Origin of the sequence: Cryobacterium sp. TMT4-10 (assembly GCF_004403275.1) — a bacterium.
In the GTDB taxonomy this organism is placed as follows: Bacteria; Actinomycetota; Actinomycetes; order Actinomycetales; family Microbacteriaceae; genus Cryobacterium; species Cryobacterium shii.
In genome coordinates this window covers 1-24,555 of sequence record NZ_SOGU01000080.1, presented here as the reverse complement: position 1 = coordinate 24,555, position 24,555 = coordinate 1, and the positions used below count along the sequence as shown (strand labels likewise).

General features: G+C 63.4%; 26 protein-coding genes. 9 read left to right on the top strand and 17 right to left on the bottom strand.

From position 1 onward, the window contains the following. The first annotated feature begins 455 nt into the window (after positions 1 to 455). The 5 genes from E3T42_RS10920 to E3T42_RS10900 all read left to right on the top strand — a co-directional run bounded on the left by E3T42_RS10920 (position 456) and on the right by E3T42_RS10900 (position 3,687). Positions 456 to 812 (top strand): hypothetical protein, encoded by a 357-nt coding sequence (locus E3T42_RS10920; RefSeq protein WP_134403007.1) that lies wholly within the window; start codon positions 456 to 458, stop codon positions 810 to 812. An 18-nt stretch (positions 813 to 830) separates the two neighbouring features. Then, complete coding sequence (locus E3T42_RS10915; protein WP_134403006.1) at positions 831 to 1,427, top strand: sulfocyanin-like copper-binding protein; 597 nt, start codon at positions 831 to 833, stop codon at positions 1,425 to 1,427. Positions 1,428 to 1,494: 67 nt separating this feature from the next. Continuing rightward, complete coding sequence (locus E3T42_RS10910) at positions 1,495 to 1,764, top strand: SHOCT domain-containing protein (RefSeq protein ID WP_166787131.1); 270 nt, start codon at positions 1,495 to 1,497, stop codon at positions 1,762 to 1,764. Positions 1,765 to 1,879: 115 nt separating this feature from the next. Next, the gene (locus tag E3T42_RS10905) at positions 1,880 to 2,572 is read left to right on the top strand and encodes a response regulator transcription factor (protein WP_134365886.1); all 693 of its coding nucleotides are present in this window, start codon (positions 1,880 to 1,882) and stop codon (positions 2,570 to 2,572) included. Next, entirely contained in the window at positions 2,569 to 3,687 is a 1,119-nt protein-coding gene (locus E3T42_RS10900; RefSeq protein WP_134403005.1) for a cell wall metabolism sensor histidine kinase WalK, read from the top strand. Before E3T42_RS10905 ends, E3T42_RS10900 begins: the two co-directional genes overlap by 4 nt. On the opposite strand, the gene E3T42_RS10895 is transcribed toward E3T42_RS10900, so the two are convergent. Then, positions 3,679 to 6,168 (bottom strand): cation-translocating P-type ATPase, encoded by a 2,490-nt coding sequence (locus E3T42_RS10895; RefSeq protein WP_241976048.1) that lies wholly within the window; start codon positions 6,166 to 6,168, stop codon positions 3,679 to 3,681. The genes E3T42_RS10900 and E3T42_RS10895 overlap by 9 nt on opposite strands. Positions 6,169 to 6,278: 110 nt before the next feature. Here E3T42_RS10895 and E3T42_RS10890 point away from each other — a divergent pair, with 110 nt between their 5' ends. Together E3T42_RS10890 and E3T42_RS10885 are read left to right on the top strand one after the other, a co-directional pair. Next, positions 6,279 to 6,590 (top strand): hypothetical protein, encoded by a 312-nt coding sequence (locus tag E3T42_RS10890; RefSeq protein ID WP_134403004.1) that lies wholly within the window; start codon positions 6,279 to 6,281, stop codon positions 6,588 to 6,590. Positions 6,591 to 6,592: 2 nt separating this feature from the next. After that, positions 6,593 to 6,811, top strand: coding sequence for a hypothetical protein (locus tag E3T42_RS10885; RefSeq protein WP_134365889.1), 219 nt, complete (start codon positions 6,593 to 6,595; stop codon positions 6,809 to 6,811). A 245-nt stretch (positions 6,812 to 7,056) separates the two neighbouring features. Here E3T42_RS10885 and E3T42_RS10880 read toward each other — a convergent pair whose 3' ends face one another. The 16 genes from E3T42_RS10880 to E3T42_RS17430 all read right to left on the bottom strand — a co-directional run bounded on the left by E3T42_RS10880 (position 7,057) and on the right by E3T42_RS17430 (position 21,330). Continuing rightward, positions 7,057 to 7,992 (bottom strand): M56 family metallopeptidase, encoded by a 936-nt coding sequence (locus E3T42_RS10880; protein ID WP_160141130.1) that lies wholly within the window; start codon positions 7,990 to 7,992, stop codon positions 7,057 to 7,059. A 29-nt stretch (positions 7,993 to 8,021) separates the two neighbouring features. After that, entirely contained in the window at positions 8,022 to 8,402 is a 381-nt protein-coding gene (locus E3T42_RS10875) for a BlaI/MecI/CopY family transcriptional regulator (protein ID WP_134365891.1), read from the bottom strand. A gap of 100 nt (positions 8,403 to 8,502) precedes the next feature. After that, complete coding sequence (locus E3T42_RS10870; protein ID WP_134365892.1) at positions 8,503 to 9,135, bottom strand: DUF3105 domain-containing protein; 633 nt, start codon at positions 9,133 to 9,135, stop codon at positions 8,503 to 8,505. Between the two features lie 14 nt (positions 9,136 to 9,149). Further along, the gene (locus E3T42_RS10865; protein ID WP_134365893.1) at positions 9,150 to 9,452 is read right to left on the bottom strand and encodes a glutaredoxin family protein; all 303 of its coding nucleotides are present in this window, start codon (positions 9,450 to 9,452) and stop codon (positions 9,150 to 9,152) included. Between the two features lie 34 nt (positions 9,453 to 9,486). After that, complete coding sequence (locus tag E3T42_RS10860) at positions 9,487 to 10,107, bottom strand: redoxin domain-containing protein (protein WP_134365894.1); 621 nt, start codon at positions 10,105 to 10,107, stop codon at positions 9,487 to 9,489. Then, the gene (locus E3T42_RS10855; protein WP_198418100.1) at positions 10,107 to 11,114 is read right to left on the bottom strand and encodes a cytochrome c biogenesis CcdA family protein; all 1,008 of its coding nucleotides are present in this window, start codon (positions 11,112 to 11,114) and stop codon (positions 10,107 to 10,109) included. The genes E3T42_RS10860 and E3T42_RS10855 overlap by 1 nt, the downstream gene beginning before the upstream one ends. A 105-nt stretch (positions 11,115 to 11,219) precedes the next feature. Then, positions 11,220 to 12,722, bottom strand: coding sequence for a multicopper oxidase family protein (locus E3T42_RS10850; protein WP_134403003.1), 1,503 nt, complete (start codon positions 12,720 to 12,722; stop codon positions 11,220 to 11,222). A 58-nt stretch (positions 12,723 to 12,780) separates the two neighbouring features. After that, complete coding sequence (locus E3T42_RS10845; RefSeq protein WP_134368113.1) at positions 12,781 to 13,524, bottom strand: cytochrome c biogenesis CcdA family protein; 744 nt, start codon at positions 13,522 to 13,524, stop codon at positions 12,781 to 12,783. Positions 13,525 to 13,548: 24 nt separating this feature from the next. Then, positions 13,549 to 14,490, bottom strand: a complete 942-nt coding sequence (gene lgt / locus E3T42_RS10840) for a prolipoprotein diacylglyceryl transferase (protein ID WP_134403002.1) — start codon at positions 14,488 to 14,490, stop codon at positions 13,549 to 13,551. A gap of 64 nt (positions 14,491 to 14,554) precedes the next feature. Next, the gene (locus E3T42_RS10835; protein ID WP_241976046.1) at positions 14,555 to 15,127 is read right to left on the bottom strand and encodes a TlpA disulfide reductase family protein; all 573 of its coding nucleotides are present in this window, start codon (positions 15,125 to 15,127) and stop codon (positions 14,555 to 14,557) included. Positions 15,128 to 15,158: 31 nt separating this feature from the next. Then, positions 15,159 to 16,403, bottom strand: coding sequence for a M23 family metallopeptidase (locus E3T42_RS10830; RefSeq protein WP_134368115.1), 1,245 nt, complete (start codon positions 16,401 to 16,403; stop codon positions 15,159 to 15,161). A gap of 52 nt (positions 16,404 to 16,455) precedes the next feature. Then, positions 16,456 to 17,136 carry a M23 family metallopeptidase gene (locus tag E3T42_RS10825; protein WP_166805329.1) on the bottom strand — a complete coding sequence of 227 codons (681 nt, stop codon included), beginning with the start codon at positions 17,134 to 17,136 and terminating at the stop codon, positions 16,456 to 16,458. A 286-nt stretch (positions 17,137 to 17,422) separates the two neighbouring features. Beyond that, entirely contained in the window at positions 17,423 to 18,025 is a 603-nt protein-coding gene (locus tag E3T42_RS10820; RefSeq protein ID WP_166789039.1) for a DUF305 domain-containing protein, read from the bottom strand. Positions 18,026 to 18,121: 96 nt separating this feature from the next. Next, positions 18,122 to 18,619 carry a hypothetical protein gene (locus E3T42_RS10815; protein ID WP_134403000.1) on the bottom strand — a complete coding sequence of 166 codons (498 nt, stop codon included), beginning with the start codon at positions 18,617 to 18,619 and terminating at the stop codon, positions 18,122 to 18,124. 102 nt (positions 18,620 to 18,721) lie between these two features. After that, the gene (locus E3T42_RS10810; RefSeq protein ID WP_134368122.1) at positions 18,722 to 20,977 is read right to left on the bottom strand and encodes a cation-translocating P-type ATPase; all 2,256 of its coding nucleotides are present in this window, start codon (positions 20,975 to 20,977) and stop codon (positions 18,722 to 18,724) included. A gap of 32 nt (positions 20,978 to 21,009) precedes the next feature. Continuing rightward, positions 21,010 to 21,330: a heavy-metal-associated domain-containing protein gene (locus E3T42_RS17430; protein ID WP_134368119.1), complete on the bottom strand. Its 321-nt coding sequence runs from the start codon at positions 21,328 to 21,330 to the stop codon at positions 21,010 to 21,012. Positions 21,331 to 21,568: 238 nt separating this feature from the next. On the opposite strand from E3T42_RS17430, the gene E3T42_RS10800 reads away from it, so the two are divergent. Together E3T42_RS10800 and E3T42_RS10795 are read left to right on the top strand one after the other, a co-directional pair. Then, positions 21,569 to 21,886 carry a metal-sensitive transcriptional regulator gene (locus E3T42_RS10800; protein ID WP_134368120.1) on the top strand — a complete coding sequence of 106 codons (318 nt, stop codon included), beginning with the start codon at positions 21,569 to 21,571 and terminating at the stop codon, positions 21,884 to 21,886. A 1,126-nt stretch (positions 21,887 to 23,012) separates the two neighbouring features. After that, positions 23,013 to 24,239 carry a DNA sulfur modification protein DndB gene (locus E3T42_RS10795; protein ID WP_166805328.1) on the top strand — a complete coding sequence of 409 codons (1,227 nt, stop codon included), beginning with the start codon at positions 23,013 to 23,015 and terminating at the stop codon, positions 24,237 to 24,239. Positions 24,240 to 24,555: the final 316 nt, after the last annotated feature.

Below are 24,555 nucleotides of genomic sequence, written 5' to 3'. Positions count from 1 at the left end.
GCGTCCTAACGAAGTCCACTATGGTTATCAACAGTCAGCCCTGGCAGCGTAGAAGAATCCACTAATTCCGCTGTCCGAAATCCCCGCAGCAGCTCAGTCACCCTTGCGAACCAGGTGGTGCTGTTTTCGGTTGCAGCTCGGCCGGCGCGTTTCATCAAACCTTCACACTCCCAGGGGCCGAAGCTTCATGCGCGGTCTGCATGCTGGTGTGTAGACACCAACTAGGTGGCTAAACGCGAAAGGGGCTGGGAAAGATGAAGTTCAATCGGAAGAGCATGACCTTGGGGCTGGCGGGACTCGGACTTGCAGGAGCGCTTGTATCTGGCGGCGTTGTCGCCGCGCAGGCGGCTACCGGCTCAGGGCCGACTCCACAGCCTGTATCGACGTCCTCGTCACCCGTTGGCCACCACACGTTCGGCCATATGGCCGGGATGGCTTCCGGCCAGAATTCGCCCATGACCGCCGTCGCGAGTTACCTCGGCCTGAGCCAGACCGAGCTGCAGGACCAGATGCAGTCGGGCAAGTCCCTCGCGGACGCCGCCCAGGCTCAGGGCAAATCAGTATCTGGGCTTGAAGACGCCATGGTCGCGGCGTTCAAGACCAATCTCGACGCCGCCAACACGCTGACACCTGATCAGAGGGCGGCCGCCGTTGCAGAGATGAAGAGCCGCATCGACACGATGGTGAACACGGCCCACAGCCCGGGCGAGGGAATGGGCGCGGCATTTGGTGCAGGTATGGGTATGCACACGGGCACGGGCACGGGCACGGGCACGCGTACGGGCTCAGGAATGGAAACGACCAGACGTTAGACGTTGGAGGAGTACATCATGCAAAAGAAAACTTTAATTGCAACGGCGATCACCGGCGGCCTCCTGGCAGCGGTTGGTCTGACCGGGCTGTCGGTGGGAGCAGTCAGTGCGCTCAACGGTGGGCAAGCCGCCTCCTGGCTCGGCTCTGGATCTTCATGCCCGGCCCCGCGGCCGTCTGGCACCGTCGTGAACGTGGCCCTGTCGAATATGGGAGGCGCCAGGATGGGCAACGGCAACGGCATGATGTCCGGTGGTGGCAATGGGTGGATGCCCGGTGGAGCGATGCGCCTGAGCCTTGATCATGCGAACATCAGTCACGGGACTGTGTCTTTTCTGGCCACGAATGATGGCAGCATCAGCCACGAGCTGGTCGTTCTGCCCCTGCCTGATTATCAGGCCGTCGGCACCCGACCCCTGTCTGGTAACGGCAATGTAGACGAGGCCGGTAGTCTCGGCGAGGCGTCCTCGACCTGCGGTTCTGGCGCCGGCGAGGGAATCGCTCCCGGGGCCTCCAGCTGGGCCACGTTGAAGCTGGCGCCGGGACTATACGAAGTCGTCTGCAACCTCCCCGGACACTATTCGGCCGGAATGTACAGCGAGCTGACGGTCTCCTAAATAAGAGGCCCGGGATCCGGGCGATCACAATCAACAACAACGCGAAAAACGAAGGAGCACAAAGAAAATGATGTGGGGAAACGGATACAACATGGCGTGGGGGTGGCCAGTCGGGCTCCTCATGATGGTCGCGATCGTCTTGCTGATCGTCTTGGCCGTGCGAACTTTTGCGGGCGGTACCGATCGCGCAGGTCGACGCGGAAACACTTCGGTCGTCTCAGGGAAAAGCGAGCGGAGTCCAGCGCGTCAAATCCTTGATGATCGCTTCGCGAAGGGCGAATTGGACGCCACGGAATACCGGGAACGGTTGAAAGTAATCGACGAAAAGGCCCGATAAAAGTTCTCCCTCAACGAGTTCCTTGAGCTCGGGTCCGCCTCGGCGGCTAGGCGGTCCCTAAGCCGCCGGGCCTTCGCCCAGTCGTTGCGACCATAATCAGGGTAAGGGGTGAACCATGCAGAAGGTCCTGGTCGTTGACGATGAGCCGCAAATCCGGACGGTCCTACGCGGCTATCTGGAGGCGGAGGGTTACGACGTGGCAGAGGCCGCGGACGGCGATGAGGCGCTAACGGCCCTCCTTGACGACCCTCCGGCCCTGGTACTCCTGGACGTCATGCTTCCGGGCATGGACGGGCTCGAGGTCCTCCGCCAGCTGCGCAGCTTCAGCGACGCGTACGTCATCCTGGTCACGGCCAGGGCCGAGGAGGTCGACAAGCTTGTCGGACTCGGTGTGGGGGCGGATGACTATGTGACCAAGCCGTTCAGCCCGCGTGAAGTCACAGCCCGGGTGAAGGCCATGCTGCGCCGAGACAGGCGGCGCGACCGGACCGACGCAGATGCCCCTCTCCGCTTCGACGGGTTGTCCGTCAACCCCGATCACCGCGAGGTCGAGGTGAATGGGGCTTCCATCGCGCTGTCCAGCCTGGAATTCGACCTCCTCGCGGCACTTGCCGCCGAGCCCGGGCGAGTGTTCTCCCGAGCGCAACTGCTCGAGAAAGTCTGGGGCTATGACTTCTACGGTGACGAACGCGTCGTCGATGTCCATATCCGCAGTGTGCGCGCCCGACTCGGCGACGACGCCGGCGATCCGCACCTGATCGCCACCGTTCGGGGTGTGGGCTACAAATTCGTGGGCCGGCCCCTATGAAGATGCGACTGTCCTGGCGGTTGTTCATCTCCTACGCCGCGGTTGCCGTGGTCGGCGGTGTAGTCGCCTACCTGACGATCTCGTTGCTCGCCCCGCGCCTGTTCGAAGACCGGCTGGGGATGGCGATGAACAGTGAGGGCAACGGGATGTCCATGGGGACCATGGATGCGACGAGCGTGCGGTCAGCATTCGTCTCCGCGCTCACGACCTCGCTCCTCGTCGGGGTGCTGGCCAGTGTCGCCGCCGCCGGTTTCGTGGCCGCGGCCGTCACCGGGCGACTGCTGCGCCCCCTCAACGCGGTGCGGGCCGCCACGAAACTGATCGCCGCCGGAAAATACGGAGGCAGAGTCCCCGTCCCGTCCGAGCCGGAACTAGCTGCCCTAGCCACCGACGTCAACACCCTCGCCGAGGCCCTGGCCGACACGGAGTCCCGGCGCACCCGGCTGCTGGGAGAGGTCGCGCATGAGATGCGCACCCCGCTGACCGTCCTGGACGGCTATGTGGAGGGGTTGATCGATGGCGTGTTCAGCGCGAGCCCCGACACCTTCGCCTCCCTCAGCGAGGAACTGCGCCGGCTGCACCGCCTCTCCGACGACCTCTCCAGCCTGTCGCGCGCCCAGGAGCAGCGCCTTGACCTGCATCCGACCAATGAGGACCTGGCCGACCTCGCTCACCGCGCCGCTGCGCGCCTCCTGCCTCAATTTGACGATTCGGACATCACGCTGAACGTCGACGCCGACACCGCCCTGCCCGTCCAGGTCGACCCCGACCGGATCACCCAGGTTCTGACCAACCTGCTCGGCAACGCCCTGCACGCAACTCCCGCCGGCGGGGCCGTCACGATCACCGCACGCGCCGTCGGCAGCCGGGGTGAAGTCAGTGTCACCGACACCGGTGTGGGCCTGGCCCCAGACGATACGGAGCGTGTGTTCGAGCGGTTCTACCGTGTGCCTGGCCAGGGCCGCCGATCAGCAGGATCGGGAATTGGACTCACGATCGCTCGAGAAATCGCCCGCGGGCACGGCGGGGACATCACAGCCGCGTCTGCCGGACGAGGGCAGGGTGCCACGTTCGTGGTTACTGTTCCCCTGCGTGCCACCGACCAGTCAGGCTGAAACTGAAGCGTCGACACCGCGTCCGCCTTCGATTGCGGGGGCCGTTGCGCTCTCAGGCTGTCCGGGGAGTCGAAGTCGCTTGAGGAACAGTGCGTTGACTGCGACGATGACGCTGGAGCCGGACATAGAGATGGCGGCGATTTCGGGACTGAGCCGGATGCCGAACGTCGTGAAGAAAACGCCGGCAGCGATGGGGAGCGCGATCGCGTTGTAGCCGACCGCCCAGCCGAGGTTCTGCCGCATCTTGCGTACGGTGGCTTTGCCGATGCGCAGGGCGATGGGGACGTCGAGGGGGTCGGACCGCATCAGGACCACGTCCGCCGTATCGATGGCGACATCCGTTCCCGCCCCGATGGCGATGCCCAGGTCCGCCTGGGCCAAGGCCGGAGCGTCGTTGACGCCGTCGCCGACCATCGCAACTCGCTTGCCGGAGGCCTGCAGCTCTTTGATTTTCGCGGCTTTGTCTTCCGGGAGCACCTCGGCGATCACAACATCGATGTGGAGCAAGGATGCGATTCGCTGCGCGGTCGCCTCATTGTCGCCTGTGAGCATGACGACCTCAATGTTCGCGTCGTGCAGAGCGACGACGGCGGCTTCCGCGGTTTCCCGGACGGCGTCAGCCAGGGCGATGACCCCAACGGTCTTTCCGTCAACGGCGACGAGGACCGCCGTCCGTCCGGTCGCGGCCAGCGTCTGACGCTGCGTGGACACCGGATCGATATCGATGCCCTGAGCAACCATGAGTTTGCGGTTGCCGACAAACACCTGGCGCCGTGTGACCGTGGCGCCGGCACCATGTCCCGGCACGTTGCGGAACGCCGATGCTTCCAGCGCTGTCGCGCCGCGCGCAACGGCGTAACGGACGACGGCTGCGGCGAGTGGATGCTCGGACTCCCGTTCCACGGCAGCGACAAGGGCCAGCAACTCTTTCTCATCCATCCCAACAGCTATGAAGTCCGTCACTTCGGGTTCGCCCTTGGTCAGTGTCCCCGTCTTGTCCAGGACGATTGTGTCGATGCGAGCCGAGGTCTCCAACGCGGTCGCGGTCTTGAAGAGGACTCCGCGTTTGGCGCCCAGGCCGGTGCCGACCATGATGGCGGTCGGTGTCGCCAGGCCGAGCGCATCCGGGCAGGTGATGACGACGACGGTGATCGCGAAGAGGATCGCGGTAGGAAGGCTCGCGCCGGCCAGGAGCCAGGCGCCGAGGGTGGCGCTGCCGCCGATGAGGGCTACGAGCACGAGCCAGAAGGCTGCGCGGTCGGCGAGGCGTTGTCCGGGTGCCTTGGAGTTCTGCGCTTCCTGGACCAGGGCCACGATCTGAGCGAGCGCGGTATCGGCGCCGACTTTGGTCGCGCGCACGCGAAGGGTTCCGGTGGTGTTGACTGTGGCGCCGATCACGGTCGATCCGACGCTCTTTGCGACGGGAAGGCTCTCCCCGGTGACCATGGATTCGTCAATGTCAGACTCACCGTCTTCCACAACGGCGTCAGTTGGAACTTTGGCTCCGGGCCGCACCAGAAGCAGGTCGCCGGGGACAACCTCCGCCGTCGGGACCTCAACCGGTTCTCCGTCCCGGATGACCAATACCAGGGACGGGGCCAACTCGAGAAGCGTGCGAATGGCATCGTTTGCGCCGCCCCTGGCCCGCATTTCGAACCAGTGTCCCAAGAGGACGAAGCTGGTTAGAACGGTTGCAGCCTCGTAGAAGACATCCCCGCCACCGGTGAGGGTGACGAACAGGCTATAGAGCCAGCCCGCTCCAACACCGACGGCCACCAGCACCATCATGTCGAGGGTGCGAGCCCGCAGAGCCCGGACGGCCCCATCGAAAAAGATCCAAGCCGAATAGAAAACGACTGGCAGGGACAGTATCAACGCGAACACGTCATCGCGCAGCCCGAACGGGGTGGGAACCGTGAAACCGAAAACTTCCCGGCCGATCGGCGACCACAGAGTGATCGGAACCGACAGGATGGCCGCCACCAGAAGCCGGTTGCGCATGTCCCGGATCATGCCAGCCATGGACATGTCGCCGTGGGCACCACCATGTCCCATGGTCTCCTGCATGGTTCGAGCCGGTTGCCCGGGTTTCATTTCATGTGTGGCGTGGTCGGTGACGGATTCCGCCATCGGGTCGCAGATGTGATCGGGCACGGAGCGTCCAGCGCAGTGGTAACCGCATTCCCGGATCCATCCCGCCAGGTCAGCGACGGAGGTCTGTCCGGGATCGAAGGTCACGTTGGCCGTCTGCGCCACTGGATTCGCTTCAACAGTCACCACGCCGGGCCGGCGGGCGAGCACTGACTCAACGATCGCTTGCGAGGAGGCCCACTGCACCCCCCGCACTTCCACGACGGTAGTTTCAAATTTCTCGCTCATGTGACGATCCCATTCCTTAAATCGGCTCCACAAGAACGGCTTTCCAACCCGTGGAACACTCCCCACCATATACCCACGGGGGGTATACGCATACGTGATCATCGGTTTTCATCGGCAGTTTGCATCGACTTTCCTGTGCGTTGCCGTTGACTGCGATCATGGCTCAGCTCATCTACTATGATGGATAGTATTTAACAACAAAGGAGGCGCTCATGCGCTCACGAATTTGGATTTACTCTCTTACCGCCGGTGCCCTGCTTGCGGCAGGTGCCGTCGCTCCGGCCTATGCCGCCGAGAGCATTGCCACGGACAGTAGCCTGTCGGTAACGATTCCCCAGGCGGCGGGTGACGGCCGCGATGCGACGGTTGCCGCGCACGTGCACACGATGCCAGACATGCCAGACATGCCAGACATGGTGGCTGCGACGAACGGCATGGCCAACATGCATGAAGCGATGATGACTCATCATCACCCGATGAGGCCTGCTACGCCCGGTCGCGAACACGGAAAGGCTGAGGAGTAGCGGTGGGCGCGGCACTGTATGGTCTCGCCCTGCTCGCCTGCCCGGTCGGCATGGGGTTGATGATGTGGTTCATGTTGCGTGGGAAGAAGGCACCTGACGCGCTGACGGCCATGGCACCGGCCGACAAAGAGGAGTTGACCAACCTCCGCACGGAGGTGGACCGGTTGCGGGCGAGCCGGAGCGGTGCCTCGGCACAGCCCGGAGACGCGGGCGTCCGGTGAGCGAAACCGTCCTCCCTGCGGTAGTTTTGACGGCCTCACTGACTTTCACCTACCTCTTCTGCATCCGTCCTATGCGTAAGGGGAGTTCTGTCCACGGCGGGGCCGCTCAAATCCTGCACGACGCCGGCCCGAGCGCCGAGGACGTGGCCGAGCTGGCGCGTTTGCGCCAGGAAGTAGCGACGTTGCGAGGATAGCGCACACAGAAACCCCCATCCGTAACGGATGGGGGTTTCTGTGTTCGCAGGCTACATCGTCAGGGCTTGTCCGCTTACCGGGCAGGGTGGCATTGGCGTCGCCGCGGATGCCGGTGCAATGGCGACGAACACGGGCACTGAAAGGAGTATCCCCAGGGCCAGGGCTGCCAGGGTTGTCCGTCCGGCCCCGAGGGGCCGGACGGGTGAAATGAGCCTTCGGACTCGGCTGAGGGCTGACTCTCCGCCCGCGCCCAGAGCCGTCACGGGAGTCATTCCATGCTCGGCCAGGCGCACCAGTGCCGTTGCTACCGTGGTGCGATCGCTCTGACGGGCGGCATTGTCATCGGCGAGCATCTCAACGAGCCGGCCCAGCTCCGTGCGGGCGGTGCGGAATGCCGCGATACGTGGGAACGCCCGCTGTAGGGAGTCGGCCGCTGCCAGGATCAGGTCGTGGCGACCTCGTAGGTGCGCGCGCTCGTGGGCCAGGACCGCCAGGAGCTGACTATGATCCAAGGCGGACAAGGCCGCACTGGTTAGAACGATTTGGCGGCCGCGGCCGGGTAAGCAGTATGCGGCGGCGGCCGGGTGCTCGACGACGAGCGCGTCGTAGCGGAGGTGGGGTCGCGCGATCAGGGCCAGGGCGTCCAGTTGCGCCTTCCTGTTGCGGGCCGCGAGCGTTCTATCAGCGACGACGCAGTAGGCGACTCGGGCGAGGATGACCAGCGCTGCGGCGGCCCCGGTGGCGCTGACAACGGCACCGCCAGGAGTGGAGTATTGCGCAACGATGGTCATGGCGCAGGTGCGGATCAACTGGCCGAGGTCCGTGGTCCAGGGAATTGCCGGCACCGCCAGGCTCAGGCCGGCGAGCAGCGCCGCCGAAACAAGGGAGACGCTCAGCGCCTGCCATGCGGCGATGCCGATTCGTGGAGACCGCTCGAGCCATGAAGCCCGGCTCAGCAGTGCTGGCCCGAGCAAGGCAAGGGCCACGGCAAAGACTGTCAAAACAGCTGGCGCTGTCATGGAGCTATGCTTTTTCGACCTTGAAGGTGGTCATCCAGCGCATTGCGAAGGCTGGCGACTTCCTCAGGCGGGATGTGTTCGAGGAAATGCAAAAGCGTCACCGCCGTGTCCGCTCCTCCGGCAAGAACCTCACCCATGAACGCAGCGGTGTGTTGCTCGCGAGTCTGTGCCGCTTTGTAGAGGTAGGCCCGGCCGTCCTTCTCCCGGGTCAGCATGCCTTTGCGGCGGAGGTTGTCCATCACTGTCATCACCGTTGTGTAGGCCAGAGTGCGTTCGTGCTGTAGATCTTCCAACACCTCGCGGACGGCGACCGGGTGCCCCCAGGACCAGATACGGTCCATGACCAACTGCTCCAGCGTGCCGAGTGGTCGCACCATCTGTGGCTCCCTTCTGCACATTGGTTGAGTCGACGTCCCCAGTCAACTATCTTTCATAGTAATGCACGTCCCGATGCGCGTCCCGCGGGGGCGGTGTTGATTAGCCTTGGACGCCGCCGGAGCAGGGCGCCCCGGGTTCGGGCGTCTGGGGGCCCTGCAGGTAGGCCTGCAGGAACACCGGCAGGCGGGAGTCATCCACACTGTCCAGTTGGAGTTGTTTTCCCCAGGCGCTTACGATCACCGGGGCGGGGAGGTCGGGATACGGGCTCAACAGTTCGTACGGGTTCGATGCCGCATCTGCGGTCAGGGTGTCAATCTGATCTTGCGGCAGATCGGAACGGTAGGTGATCCAGACCGCGCCATGCTCGAGCGAGTGCACGGCCCGCCAGGTGTCAACTGGCTGCGTGTATACGCCGCAGTTAGTCAGCTCGGCAGAGTGATCTCCGCCGACAGGGGGAAGCGTCGGAAAGGCAACCTCGTTGTTCACGTGGTTTCGGCTGAGTCCGTCGAAGCTCTGCACGCCGCTGATGGGCTTGTCTGCTGCTGCGGTGACCGCATCCTTGCTTTGCTGATTGACGACGAAGACGGAGGCGACTATTGCCGCGACGACGATAGCGACGACGGCGCCGGAGCCATAGATCCAGAAACTCCGACGCCGCTCGCTCCGCTTCATCTCTGCTCGTGCAGCCGCAACGATCGTCTGCCGGTCTGCACTGTTTTTTTTGCTCGCCATTCGGCCGCTTCTTTCTACTCTTGTTGTCTGTTGTGATGAGCGACCGTGCCGGAGCGTGATTCGGCGGCCGTGGGGTGTTGCGACAGATGCCGGGCCAGCTTTTTCTCCGAAAGGCGCCCGTAGCTGAACATGACCCCGTCGATGAGGACGCCCGGCGCAAAAGCTACGCCGTGGCGAACCGCGAGGCCCCGCCCCTCGTCGGTACCCAGCCCGATTTCCAGAACCTCAAACGGGTGGTCACGGGCCAGTCGGGAGAGCACCAGCTTTGCTTGATCACAGGAGGGGCAGGAGGCCTGGGTCAGGATCGTGATTATCATCACGAGTTCGCCCGGGCTGATGTCAGCTGCGCGATTATCTGATCGATGGGCACATACATCGTGTAGTTCGGCGGCCCGCCGTAGTCGGCCCTCCACTGAATTTTCCCCGTGGCCCAACCAGGATGAAGCTATGTCCATTGCGAGAATCGCCCATCATGCCGTATTTGTTGGTCTGATAGGTCACGGAGACATCCAGCTGGGTGTCGGCCAGTGCAACAGCGGTCAGCTTGTCGTCGGCCATCTTCTGGGCAATCAGTTCCACTGGCCCGCTGGTGATGGTGAGGACTTGGTCAATACCGGCGGACTTTAGTTGAGCCTGTGCGGACTCCAGATCCCGGATCTGGTCCCAGCACGGCTGGCATCCGATGCCTTCGTGGAAAAAGAGCATCACTGATTTGCCGCGGTAGTCACTCAGATTAACGGTTCCGCCGGCCGTGGAAGGCAGTGAGAAGGCGGGCGCTTCGACTCCCGGGCCAGGTGCCCCGACCGTGTAACTGACGGGAGCGGCGTCCTCTTTCCTCGTGGGATTCGTGGTCTGCGTGAGGAGGGAGACGAGGATGGTCGCTGCCACCGCGACCGCCACGACGATCACGATCGCTCGGCGCACGAAGGTGCGTGTGGCGGGTGGTTGCGGGCGCTGCTTGTTCGCTGCCATTAGTCTGACTCCTCTGCATGAGTGCGGCTGGACCTCTCGGTCGATCTGGTCGACGCGAGGGCTTCAGGTGAAGCCTCCAACGTTGGCTGGTCTGTAGAGCAGGAGGCGCAAGAATCCGCCTCGACGGCATCTGTTGTTGGTGAGCTCGAGCTCGTGCGGCTACGCACGGCCTTCCAGAGTAGGAGGCCCAGGGCGGCGAACACGGCAACGGTCGAGACCCACCCGGGCACGAAGGAGAGGTACTCTTGAATGACGGCGGCCCAGTGCCCCAGTGCAGCCGCAAGCCCAACCTGCCACCCATCGGGTGCCATGCCGGGTCCCTGCACGGCCAAGACGATGGTGATCACACCCATTGTGATCATCAGCGCACCCGAGAGCAGAGTTCCCAAGGGCAACCTCCACCGGGTTCCGGGCCCAATCGGGACGGTCGTGGAAGAGAGCAGGCGGTTAGCTCCCCAGTCTTTCCGGTCCCAGACCAGCGCCAAAGCACACAAGGGAGCCACCATCCCGAATACGTAAGCCACGCCCACGGCAGTAGCAGCAGGGAAGGACGAGGCGGCCCCGGAGAGCGCCGCCACGCCAGCCAAAACCGGTGCACAGCACGCGCTGGCGGCCCCAGAGAAGACACCGAGACCGTATACAGAACCGATACCGGTTCCGCCGCCTCGGCCAGACGGCATGGGCAGCATCATTTTCCAACCCGCAAGCGTGGCGATTCCCAGGCCCACCATCGCGACGCCGACTGCACTAAAAATCCCGAAGTGATAATGGAACAAAACGCGGCTGAGGACGGCAGCACCTAGGGCGATGGGGAGAATGATCGTGCCGACACCGGCCGCGAATACGAATGTCATCGCCAGGATCTGGCTTCGGCTACGGAAGCTGGAAGCAAAAAGGCCGGCAACATGACTGAGGCGCAGCAAGGGGCCATCAAGGCCACCACACCACCGAGAAACGCTGCCAAAATCGTTGTTGACAGCAAAACTCGCCCCATAACCCAGCTCCAATCACCACCTGCCGGGACAACCCCAAACTACTATCACTCATAGTATTTCAATTTAGCTGAGCATTCCCTCCATGTTGGAGACCCGTCTCGCGTCCGTCGGCACCCGTCAGCGAACGTAAGAAAAGACCCCCATCATGCCGCGGCCGGCGTGATAGGCGTTGTGGCAATGTGCGAGCCATTGGCCCGGGTTGTCCGCGTCGAATTCGAACGTCACCGTCTCGTTGGGCCGAACGATGACCGTATCCTTCCGTGCTCCGTCGCCGGCGATTTGGAAGGTGTGCCCGTGCAGATGCATGGGGTGCCACATCTTCGTCTGGTTGATGATCTTCACTTGGATGCGGTCGTTGACGGCGACCTCGAAGGCGCCCGCGAAGGGGGTCATCATGTCAAAACGTCGACCGTTTATGCCCCAGTCGTACTTTGCCATGGTGCCGGTCAGGCGCATGGTGTGAACGCGGTTGGGCGACCGGGGTGACAGCAGGACGGACTCGTGTGCTTTCAGACGACCGCCGTCGGTGACCTTCCCATCGAGTACGGTGGGCAGCCCGTTCGTATCGGGGGCCGTCCCGGTGCCGGTGCTGATGAGGCCGTGCGCGACGCCTTTCTTGCCCTCTGGTAAAGCGACGACCGGTGTGAAACCGGTCGCGACGGTGAGGATCGCGTCGATACGTTCCCCCATGGCCAGGACGACTGCGTCCACGTCTTGATGCTTGACGGGGAATCCGTCCGCGTGGGTGAGGGTGATTTTCTGTCCCGGCACACCGACCCGGTAAGCGGTGTCGCCTGCTGCGTTGATGATGCGCAGGCGAATGCGGTTGCCCGGGCGGCTGGCAAAGATTTCCGCGTCACTGGTGGTTTTATCGTTGAACAGATGCGCCGGCATCGTCACGTCACCTGCGTCACCGCCGAGGTAGGAGCTGTGGGACCCCATCAGCATGTGCTTCATCGTCATGTCCATCCCGGACATGTTCATTCCCATGGACAGTTCGTCGAGGGCTTCCTGAGGAGTGCCGGTAATGCCGTCGAGCCAGTCGTCCAGCACAATGACCCAGTCCTGGTCGTAGGACAGTGGTTCTTTTGGATCCTCGATGATGAGGGCACCGTAGAGGGCCCGCTCGCGTTGCATTTCGGCGTGCGAGTGGTACCAATAGGTGCCCGGCCGGTTGAGCCGGAACTTGTAGTTGAAGTCGGATCCTGGGGCGATGGCGTTCTGTGTGAGGTCAGGGACGCCGTCGGCGTCGTTTCGGAGCGCCAGGCCGTGCCAGTGCACGGTGGTGGCTTCTGCAAGAGCGTTGGATACGGCAACCTCCAGCCGGTCGCCGACCGCTGCTCGGATCGTGGGCCCGGTGAGGGAGCCGTTGTAGCCCCAGGTCGTCAGCGTCGTACCGGCGACGCTGGTGGCAAACGCCCCGGCGTTCAACTGTTGTGTGCTCCTGCGCCCGGTAGCGGGGCGGCGTGCCTCGACTTTGGCGATCATCGGATCGTCCGGCAGAATCCGGTCGGACGGTCGCGAGTTCGGGGATGGTGTGCTGCAGGCTGCCAGTGCAACCGTGGTCGCCGTGGCGATCGATGCGCCAAGGAAAGTGCGGCGGGTGAGGAATTGGTTCATGGCGGTTCCTTCAAAAGAGAATGGGATGAATGAGCGGGAAGCGTGACGGTGAGCCCTGCTAGATCGGGAGCACAACCCCACCAATCAGTGCTTGCATGCTGTAGATCCACAGTGTCCACACGCCGCTAGCCATGAGCACCCCGATCAGGATCAGCATGGAGCCGCCAACTCTGTTGATCGCGCGAATGTGGCGTTTCAACCAGGCAATCGCACTGGCCATCCAGTTGAACCCAAGAGCGACCAACAGAAACGGGATACCCAGTCCCAGGCAGTAGAACAGGCCCAACAGGGCGCCCCGCCCGGGGGATCCCGTGCCGAGGCTGAGCAGTGAAATGGCTGTCAGAGTCGGACCGAGGCAGGGCGTCCAACCGACGCCGAAGACCAAACCGAGAAGAGGCGCCCCAGCCAACCCGGTGGCCGGCGCGAAACGCGGTTTCACCGTGCGTTGAAACGCAGAGAAAGCGCCGATAAACGCCAGCCCCATGATGATCACGACAATACCGAGCACACGGGTGATCGGATCTTGCCAGCGCACCAGCCAATACCCTGCAGCTCCGAAGGCGGCGCCATAGGAGATGAACACGACCGAGAAACCCAGGACGAACAAGCCGACGCCGATGAGGAGGCGTCGTCGGGTGTGGACGCCCCCTTGACCGGCCATGCCGCCCACGTATGCCAGGTATCCGGGCACCAGGGGCAGTACGCAGGGCGACGCGAAGGAGACAAGACCAGCCAGCAAGGCGATCGGGATTGCAATCAGTAGTTGTCCGCTGAGGACGATTTGGGCGAAGTCTTCACCCATGGCTCCGCCTCATCATCGACGCCCTCATTTCTGCCCTACGGTGTTGCTCGGCGGGGCGTCAACGGCGTGCGTAGAAGCGGCAGTCGGCGACAGTCCCGTGATCGGTTGTTGAAGCGATGCGCGTTGCCGACCGGGGAGGTACGGGCTTGTTTCCGGTCCCGTGTGGCGGCAGGATTGGACGATGATCAAGATGAGGCCGACGACTGCGACTGCTGCCGCTGTGATCATGTTGATCTTGACGCCGAGAAGTTCAAATTCTGTCGGGTCCAGCCGGAAGGATTCAAACCAGGTGCGGCCCACCCCGTAGATGATCAGGTAGAGGCCGAGGGTCTTGCCCCAGCGGAGGTTGTACTGACGCTCGGCGAGCAGGACGATGATGACGCCGGCCAGGTTCCACAGAATCTCGTACAGGAACAGGGGGTGAAAGAGTGTCTCCGCAGGCAATCCGGTGGGGAACGCCGGTTGGCCTGGGTTGATCTGGAGGCCCCATGGGAGCGTGGTCGGGGTGCCGAAGAGTTCTTGATTGAAGTAATTACCGAGGCGCCCGAACGACTGGGCGAGCAGCATGCCGGGGGCGAGGGCGTCGCCGAACGAGAGGAATCGCACTCCGGCTCGACGGCAGGCAATGTACACGCCGAGGCCGCCGAAGAGGATGGCCCCGAAGATCGCCAGTCCGCCCTCCCACACGTAGAGCGTCTTCCAGAGATCCGCTCCGGGAAAGAAATAGTCGGTTGGATGCGTGACCACGTGATAGAGCCGTCCGCCGAGGATGCCGAACGGGACGGCCCACAGCGTGATGTCCAAGACGATCCCGGGCTCTCCGCCGCGGCGGGTGAGCCGCCGGGACGTCAGGACCACGGCGACCACGATGCCGGTGAGGATGAACAGGGCGTAGAAGTGAATCTGGAACGGCCCGAGCTGGAAGGAGCTGATGTCCGGGCTCGGGATGCTGCTGAGAATGGTCATGGGCGGGGCGTTCTTTCCTGGGTTTGGAGCGGGCGGAGGGCGCTCGGGTACCGCCGTGAAATGGTCATTTGTCTGGCTCGAGTGCGCTTCTGATCAGCGCATCGAGGACGCTCGCGTCGGGGATCCGGCCGAGTATCCGTGCGGACACGCGGCCCTGCTTATCGAGGACGATGGTCGTCGGAACGGCGTTCGGCGCGACCGTTCCGCTGAAGGCCAGTTGCATAGAGCCCGTGTCGGCGTCGATGACAGATGGGTAGGTGATGCCGTAGGTCGCCGCGAAGCCGTGTGCAGTGCTGAGTTGGTCACGGATATTCACTCCCAGGAAGCTGACTCCCTGGTCCTGATATTTGGTCCACAGAGCCTGAAGGTCGGGGGCTTCGGCCCGGCAGGGTGCGCAACCGGCGTACCAGAAATTCAAAACGAGTACTCGTCCCCGATAATCCGCCGGCGTCGTCGTGCCACCGGACTCCAGGGTGCCGGTGAAATCGACCGGCGTCAGCCGATTCGCCGACGCGATCTCGGTGACCGATCCGTCGCCAGCAATGTAGTTTTTGTTGCTGCCGGCCCGGTACTGGTCAGCGAGCGAATCACTCGCGCAAGCGCTGAGCAGTATCGCGGCTGCCACCCCGAACGTCACTGCTCCAACGAGCCGGGTTCTCCACCTGTGATCATCCAAGGGTGATCCCTCTCGCGCTCATGAACGGCACGGGGTTGATTCGGGCGCCATCGACTCGAGTCTCGAAGTGCAAGTGGCATCCGCTGGAGGCCCCGGTCGTGCCGACGAGGGAAATGGTCTCGCCGGCGGCGACCTGCTGGCCATTGCTGACCAGGATCTGGCTGTTGTGTGCGTAGCCGGTTTGAACGCCATTGCCGTGGTCGATGAGGACCCAATTGCCGTAGCTGCCGAGATACCCGGCGAAAATGACCGTGCCCCCGGTCGCGGCCGATACCGCTCGCCCACACCCAGCGGCGATGTCAGTACCGTAATGAAAGGCGCCGACGCCGGCCACAGGTTTGGAGGGGCGCGGGCCGAAGGAGTCGCTGATCCAGCCAGACACGGGAAGCGCCCACCCTTGCTCGCTGAGCTGACCGACGTCCAGAGCCGATCCACCGCCTCCCCCGGACGACGCGGCAGCGCCACCAGCGCCAGCAGCTGCAGCAGCAGCCGCAGCAGCGGAGGCTGCAGCTGCCGCCTCGGCTGCTCGGCGAGCTTCCTCGCCTTTGGCATAATCGGCCTCTGTGGCGGCGCGGTTATCGCTGAGGACCGCGAGTTGCGCTTGGAGAGTGCCTGCGTTCTGCTCTTGTTCCGCGAGCTTTGACATCAGTGCGGCGCTGGCCGTGGTGGCGTCCTTCAGGGTCGTCTCTGCTTCTCTGGCAAGGGCGCCGAGCGCCTCCTTCGCTACCTTCGCCTGGTCGGTCAAGACAGTCGCGGAATTCCGGTCCGTCGCTGCATGTTCGTAGATTGTGCTGGAACGCTCGGTGAGCTTGCTCATGGCGCCAAGCTGGTAGAGCAAGGCGTCGGAGTTCTCGCCCTGGAGAAAGATGGTCATTGAGAGATCGGAAGCGCCCGCGCGGGCCAGCGTCGCGGCCAACCGGCCGGCCTGGCGCTGGGACACGCTGGCGCGCTGAGTGGCGTCATCGGCCTGGCTCTGGAGAGTCGTGGCGCGGTAGGTGGCTTCGTCGAATGCCCCCTGTGCGCGCTCGTACTCAGCACCGCGTCGAGCGGCCAGGTCCCTGGCCGTCGCCACCTCGGTCACGAGCCCGGCGATCAAATCCTTGATCGCCATGATTTGCATTTGCTTCGACGCCTCGCTCGAACGCGCGCTCTCGACGTCTGACCACGACGGGTACCCGCCGGCTGCTGCCGGGGACGCCACGCCGATGACGGCGACCAGCGACAGCGTAGCGATCATCGTTCCGGCCCATTTCACGAGGACCGGGCGTTTGGGCGACTGCGGGTGGCATTTAGTTTGCGCCATTGGGACGTACTTTCTGCGTGAGCCAGGCAAATGGGTCTGTCGGTGCGGAGCCGTCGAGCAGTATCTCGAAATGAAGGTGTGGTCCGGTACTCTGACCGGTCGTGCCGACATTGCCCACGAACTGGCCAACCAGAACAGGTTGCCCAACGCTGAGAGCGAGGGAGCCCTCCGTCATGTGGGCGTAGAGGCTGCTGACAAGCCGCCCGCCGATCATGTGGTCGATGATGGCGTAGACGCCGAGGCCGCTATCGTCGGTCGCCGATACTTCTCTCACCACGCCGTCTGCGATCGCTTGGATGGGAGTGTTCACACCGGGGTTCATGTCGATTCCCTTATGGAAGCTCGAGCACCCAACGCAGGGCGGCACCCGCGGACCGAAGTCCGTCGAGATCGGAACCCCGACAGTGAAGGGCCACTGGATTGGCGAATCCAAGTAGTTGACATACGTGCCAGCTGTTTGGGTATACGCGCCCGGCAAAGGCTTTTTCACTCGTTCCACGGTGAATCCGTCGCGAAGGACAGCGGTTACCGCGCCTGCCTCGTTTGCCGGAAAGGCTTGCGCCGCACCGCCTGTTACTCGGCTCGGTGAGACTGCCATCACGGCGTCTGGGTTCACCGCGAGAGCAGGCAGGGAGACGCTGACCGCGAGGAGCGCGACAAACGTCATCGCGACGCCGCCGAACAATCGATGCCGCGTCGGCGGTCGTGCCGGGCCCGGGGCCCGCTTTTGCCACGACAGGGGTGACCGTGTCCTGCGTCGGCGCGCTTCGGCCGCGCGCAGGAGCCGGCGGGATGTGACCGGTGGTGAGTGCATAAATGTTGTTCCTCGAGATGCCGGAGAGTAGTACCGATGGCGCGCACCAGGCGGCGACGAACCTCAGCGAGGGATCGTCGTGGGCGCGCATGAGAATGAGCGGGGCTCGCTCGCGCGGCGCCCCGTGCGTCAGAGAGTCCTACAGGGTCGCGAGGATGCTTTTCATGACACCGATCTCTTCGGTTTGGGTTGCCACGATGTTCGACGCCATGGCCTTCGCGTCTACGTTCTGGCCCTCATCCACTTCCAGCTGCGCCATCTTGATGGCACCCTCGTGGTGGACGATCATCTGGTTCAGGTAGAGCTTGCCGGCCTCTGCACCGGAGGCCTTGTTGAGCGCCATCATGTCAGCATCGGACATGAGGCCGTCCGATCCGTCGCCCATACCGGACATTCCATCCATGCCCTGGGTGCTGGTCTCGTCGGTACCCCAGTCGGTGAGCCAAGCCTTGAGCTGCTTGATTTCAGGCTGCTGGGCAGCCTTGATCTGCGTGGCAAGATCAAGAATTCGCTGGTCGATACCCACTTTGGCGAGGATGTCGTCGCTCATCTCAACAGCCTGTTTGTGGTGCGGGATCATCATCTGGGCAAACGTCACATCAGCTGGTGCGGAAGCGGCGGAAGCGGCAGCGCTGGACGTGGCAGATGGGGCATTGGGGGCTGTTCCGTTGGTGCAGGCACTAAGCGTGAGCGCCGCGGCCAGGGACGCTGACGTGACCAGATACATACGTGATTTAAGCATTCTGTTTTCCATTCATAGTTAGACCCAAGAAACCGCAGCGCCGAAAGGCGCAAGAAATCCGCGCGGCGACATGACGGCGCGCGGGAGGGTTTGGTTCTAAATACGATTGATGGAAAGTGCTGTCAGACTCGGTCGGTAAATATGGAGTGTCGGGCCGCTGAGGTGACGAACATTGCATCCGCCTGCGTCGAGCAGTCGACGATAGAGGGACGGCTGCCGGGCGAGCAAGATCAACGAAGCGAGCACGAGCACAATGGTGCAGGTCATCGCGAGGATTGCACAGTCCAGTACGCAGTCAGCGCAGCCGAGCACCCCGATGCGGGCGTGAGCGGCAATGGAGGCTGCCGCGACAACGGCGCCTGTTGCGACAACGCCAGCGCCAGCGCCGACGCCGACGCCGGGCACAATACCCACATCGGGTGCCTGGCCGGATGCGGTCGCAAATGCGGTCCCACCGGTCTCATGCCCGGCGTGCGTTGAGTTCATGGCCAGAAAACTGAACAGAATCGCGGCCAAGGCGACCATCGCCATAAGCGTGGACCGGAAGGCAGGCTTCCGGAGGTACGCCGCTCGTGTGATGCGATCGAGCTTCATGTCACCTCCGGGTCCATGCCTGTCGCGGTTAGCGTCTCCGTGTATACCCCCCTACAGTATCGACTTTTGCGCAGGGCTACCTGTGAAACCAAAAGCAGCAGGTCAGTCGACGCCTATCGGCACTGCCACGGGGACGCCGGTGGGCGACGCAGTGATCGTCAGGTTGAGGCCGCGGAAGCTGCGCAACCGGAGGCTGTTGCTCACGACGAAGACGGAGGACAACGCCATTGCGCCGCCCGCGATCAGCGGGTTGAGCAGGCCCAACATGGCCAGCGGGATCGCGGCCACGTTGTAGGCGAAGGCCCAGAAGAGGTTGGCCTTGATGGTGGCGAGGGTGCGGCGGGAAAGCCGGATCGCATCCGCTGCCGCCACGAGGTTACTGCGCACCAGGGTCAGGTCGCTGGCCTCGATCGCGACATCCGTTCCGGATCCCATCGCGATGCCGAGGTCGGCGGTGGCCAGCGCGACAGCATCGTTTACGCCGTCGCCGACCATCGCCACGACACGTCCCTCGCCCTGCAACTGCCGGATGATTGCCGCTTTCTCGGCCGGGAGGACGCCGGCCCGGACTTCAGTGATGCCGACTTCTGCGGCCACGGATGCGGCCACGGTCGCGTTGTCACCGGTGAGGAGCACCGGTCGCAGGCCGAGGCGCCGGAACTCGGCGATGGCAGCGGCACTGGTGTCCTTGACCGTGTCGGACACGGCGATCAAGCCCTTCGCGTGGCCGTCCCAGGCCACAGCTACCACGGTGCGACCCTGGTCCTCGAACGATGAGAGCGCCGCTTGGAGTTCAGACGTGAGCGGGATGGCCCACTGCTCGGTCAGCCAGCGCGGCCGGCCAACCAGCACGACCCGGCCGTCGATGAGGACTTGCACGCCGAGCCCGTCGGTCGAGGCGAACGACTCCGGCGCCGGCAGTTCGCCGCTGCGCTCTCGGGCACCGGACACGATGGCTTGGGCGATCGGATGCTCGGAACCGGTTTCCGCCGCGCCGGCGAGGCCGAGGAGTTCCTCTTCGGTGACGCCAGAGACGGGGGCGGTCGCGACGAGGGTCATCCGGCCGGTGGTGACGGTGCCGGTCTTGTCGAGCACGATGGTGTCGACCCGGCGGGTGGATTCGAGCACCTGCGGGCCCTTGATCAGGATGCCCAGTTGGGCGCCGCGCCCGGTTCCGACCAGCAGCGCGGTCGGCGTTGCCAGGCCCAGCGCGCACGGGCAGGCGATGATCAGGGTGGCCACGGCCGCGGTGAATGCCACGACGGGCCCGGCGCCGATGAGCAGCCAGACGGCGAGGGTCGCCAGGGACAGAGCGATCACGATGGGCACGAAGACGGCGGAGACGCGGTCGGCGAGGCGCTGCACCTCGGCCTTGCCGGTTTGCGCCTGCTCGACCAGATGACCGAGTTGGGCGAGCTGCGTGTCGGCTCCGATCCGGGTCGCCCGGACAACCAGGCGCCCACCCGAGTTGAGGGTGGCGCCGACCACGGCGGCGCCGGGGCCGACCTCGACCGGAACGGACTCGCCGGTGAGCATGCTCGCGTCGATCGCCGAGTTTCCTTCGGTGACCGTGCCGTCCGTGGCGATTTTCTCTCCGGGGCGCACCACGAAGTGGTCGCCGACAACCAGGGATGCGGTTGGCACGTTGGTCTCGACGCCGTCCCGCAAGAGGGTCGTCTCTTTCGCGCCGAGTTCGAGCAACGCCTTCAGTGCGGCGCCGGACTGCTTCTTGGCGCGGGCCTCGAAGTAGCGGCCGGCCAGAATGAACACGGTGACCGCCGAGGCGACCTCCAGGTAAATCTCAGCGGCTCCGCCCTTGGGGCTGGCGGTGAGGCTGAAGCTCATGGTCATACCGGGCATTCCGGCGGTGCCGAAGAACAGCGCAAACAGCGACCAGCCGAGGGCGGCGAGCACGCCGATGCTGATCAGAGTGTCCATGGTTGCTGCACCGTGGCGCAGGTTGGTCCAGGCGGCGCGGTGGAAGGGCCAGGCTCCCCAGACAGCGACGGGCGCGGCCAAGGTAAGGGCCAGCCACTGCCAGTTGGTGAATTGAAGCGGCGGGATCATCGAGAGCAGGAGAACGGGGGCGGCGAGCACCCCAGACACGATCAGCCGCTGGCGTAGGCCTGCGACCTCGCGGTCCTGCTCCGTCGGCGCATCGGGGACCTCAGCTTCGGGCGGTCTCGGACGTTCGGCCGTGTAGCCGGTCTCCACGATTACCGCGATGGCCTGCTCGATCGTCGTACCGTCGGGGACGAAAACGCTGGCTTTTTCGGTGGCGTAGTTGACGGAGGCCTCCACCCCGGGCATGCGGTTGAGTTTCTTCTCGATCCGGGCCGCGCAGGAGGCGCAGGTCATGCCTCCGACGAGCAGGTCGACCTGCTGGCCGCTCACGGTGTCGCCGTGACCAGTTCGTAGCCTGCTTCGTCGACGGCGGCAGCCACCGCGGCAGGATTTAGCGGGCCCGCGCTGGAAACGGTGACCAACGAGACACCACCCGGGACAAGTTCAACATCCACGGTTTCGGCCCCGGGGACCCTGCCCACTTCGGCCGTCACGCTCTTCACGCAGTGAGAGCAGGTCATGCCCGACACGTGGAAAGTCGTCGTAACGGCGCCGGACTCGGCAGTACGCTCCGATTTGTGTGTCTGCGACCCGCAAGAGCACGAAGCGTCGGTAAGGCCAAGATCATTCTGATTCAACGACGACATAGTATTCACGATTCCTTTCGTTCCGCGGCGATCGAAGCAACCGTCGGGAAGTACCCCCAGGGGGTAATCTCAATGTATACCCCTGGGGGGTACTCGGTCAACATGAGGCGACGGCAAACAACCACTCAGCGCCCAATTCGTTAGATACCGCCGGGGGGTATAGTTATATCGTTACTCTGCTACTCATATGCAGGCTTCGTTATCCCACGGGTCAGAACAGATCAGGACAAAGACATCGATGAGTGATTCGAACGACGAGGCGGCCCACGCCGGCCCCCACGGATACATCTCAAATAAGGATGCCTACTTGAAGCGACTTCGTCGCATCGAGGGGCAGGCCCGCGGCTTACAGGGCATGGTCGAAGACGAACAATACTGCATCGATATCCTGACGCAAATATCGGCCATGACCAGCGCTCTGCAGTCCGTGGCACTGGGTCTGCTAGACGACCACATGAGTCACTGCGTTGTGGCCGCCGTCGCATCTGGCGGTGAAGAAGGGGCCGCCAAGATCCGGGAGGCCTCGACCGCAATCGCTCGATTGGTTCGCTCGTAGGCTCCCTGCAGCTAACCTTTCCTGCCAGTCGCTGGCCTAGGCCAGCGACTGGCCTTGCCGGCGCAGCCGTCTTCGACAGTCCGCCGTTGGCCGCGGGGGCGATCGTCACTGTGGGCTGCATCAATCATCATCACAGCAGTCGGCACGCCGGAGCCAGTCTCGCGAGCTCTGGCCCATCTCTGTGAGCCGTAGGGCAGAAACCCCACAGCCGCCATTGCAAAACCACGCTCAACGGTCACCCATCCGGAGACTCGAACCAAGAACATCACGTTTCACGTCATGTCCATCGACACTTCGCCCTGGCCGACTCGGCAATCCGCGGGAAATCGGGCGAAAGGGGCAACGCGGAACCGATTCTTCGTCCGGATAGCGAGATTCAGACGTGGCTCAACAGGGTCGCACAAATGACAAAACCCCCCCCCGAATGACCGGGGGTTTCACTCAGTGCTGGGGTACCTGGACTCGAACCAAGAACAACTGATAGTCGTCTCGATGCTCGTGCCCACCCACGTCCGGGGCAGAATCCCGCGGGTCTCCGCGGTTTTCATGGGTCAAGTGTACGCTCTGGCACGGACGCATACCGGTCGATTCTGGTATCGGGGTGGGGCATTTGGCGCGATTCTGGTCACGGCGGAGCCGAGATACGCCTGCCGGACACATTCTCGACAACACACGGTCTCTACTCGCGAGTACCCCTGCCCGCCACTTACGCTCACCCTCAAGAATGGGTGACCTTCGAGCCGCAGAAATGCGGATGGTGCCGACTGTTCATACTGATTCCTACAGCGCTCCGACGAACGGCCGAATTGGGCGGGGTGCTGGTCATGAGTGCAGACTCTGGGCGGATCGGCCAAAAAACTCTGCACGTTTCATCCGCACCTCGGGGCGCGACAAAACTCGTCTCCCTGCAGCCGTCTATTAGGCCTTACCCCGCATACCATCGCAGGAAACGTTATCTCGACTCCTCCTGAAGTAGAGCTGCGTGCGCCCGAGTGTCACAACCCACCAATAGGCTGCAATCAACGCATCACTCTGGGGGGACTAGATGGTAAATCAGATAACTGGGAATGTCACCGTGCCTGAGCAAGCTCCGGCTTTGCACGGGGCGACCGGCTATGAGACGACAATGAGCTGGTACGCAACGCGATACAAACAGGGCGGGCGAACTGTCTACTCGATCGATCTCTCTCCCTCCGAGATCGTCGGTCTCATAGCCCGACCAGACCCCACACGCGTCTCTCCCGGGAATAGGACAATCCGTCCGGCCCATGCCGCGGCATTCGGCAAGTACATCCGCGAGAACAAGAGGTGGACTGCACCCGGGCTCATCCTGCGGGCCCCGGCTATGTTCCATTTCAAAACACTCGACACGATTGCCGGAGCCGAGTTCGGCACCGTGTCTTTCGCCCGTCTCGCTCTCCGGGACATTCACATCCTCGATGGCCAGCACCGGATCCTCGGATTCCACCTCGCGGACCAGGCAGTCACCGACGACCTCGAAAAGGTGCGTTCATCTCTCGCCACCGCTCGTCGCGTCGACCCTCGTGGTCAGGCCGAGCTCCATGCACGTGAACGTGTGGCTGTACTGGAAGCCCAGCGGAAGCGCCTGGCCGAGGAACGCATCGCCGTACAAATCTTCATCGAAGAAGACGCCACCGCATACCGCCAGATGTTCTTCGACATTGCTGACAACGCCCTCGGAATCACCGCGAGCGTGAAGGCGCGCTTCGACAGCCACCGGGTTGTCAATCGCGCTCTGGAGTGGGTAATCGAACACCCGCTGCTCGCCGATCGCGTGGACCCTGAGGGTGACCGTGTGGGACGCGGCAGCCCCTACCTCATGGGCGCCAAGCACGTCGCCGAGATAACCCGCACCGTCAAAGTCGGTCTCGACGGGCGGATTAGTCGCCGACAAGAATCCGAGTTCAAGGAACGCGAAATGGCCGAACAAGCGAAGCAATTCTTCACAGTTGTTCAGCAGTCATTCCCACCGATGCAAGCCGTCTCGACGGGCCTTCTACTGCCCAACGACCTCCGGAGCACCTCGCTTCTCGGTTCAGTTCTCATGATGCGCATATTGGCCGGCACGTATCACGACCTCATTGCAACGCACGCCTTCAGCAAAGACATGGTCGGTGAGTTCTTCAGGCTGCTCGCGCCGCACATGACCGGACCAGTGACGCCGAACTCTATCTGGATGTCCGAGCTCGACTCGGTGTTCACCGATGGAGGAATGGCCCCCCATGGGCGTCGGCAGGACCTAAAAGCGGTCAATGACACACTGACTGGCTGGGCGATCGACAAGCCTGGATTCCTTGATCTCGCTGCGGCCGGAACAGCCCCTGCCGTGTGAAACATTTACTCCGGCCACCTCAGGAGCATGCCGTCCAGCGGATTATGTCCGAGCCCACAAAAGCAGCCCTTCTCGCTTCCGACATGGGCCAAGGCAAGACCAGCATCGCGGCAGAGTTTCTGCACCGAATGGATTTCCACCGTGTCCTAATCATCGGAGTTAAGGACACGTACGCACAGTGGGAGCACCGTCTGGCCGCCCAGTCTGGCGGGGCAATTGACCTGCCGCGGAGTTCTCGGACAGTGGGCCCTCTTAAAATGAGGGACTACTGAAAGTAGAGATCAGCATGACCGCATCACGTCGGAAATTTACCCAG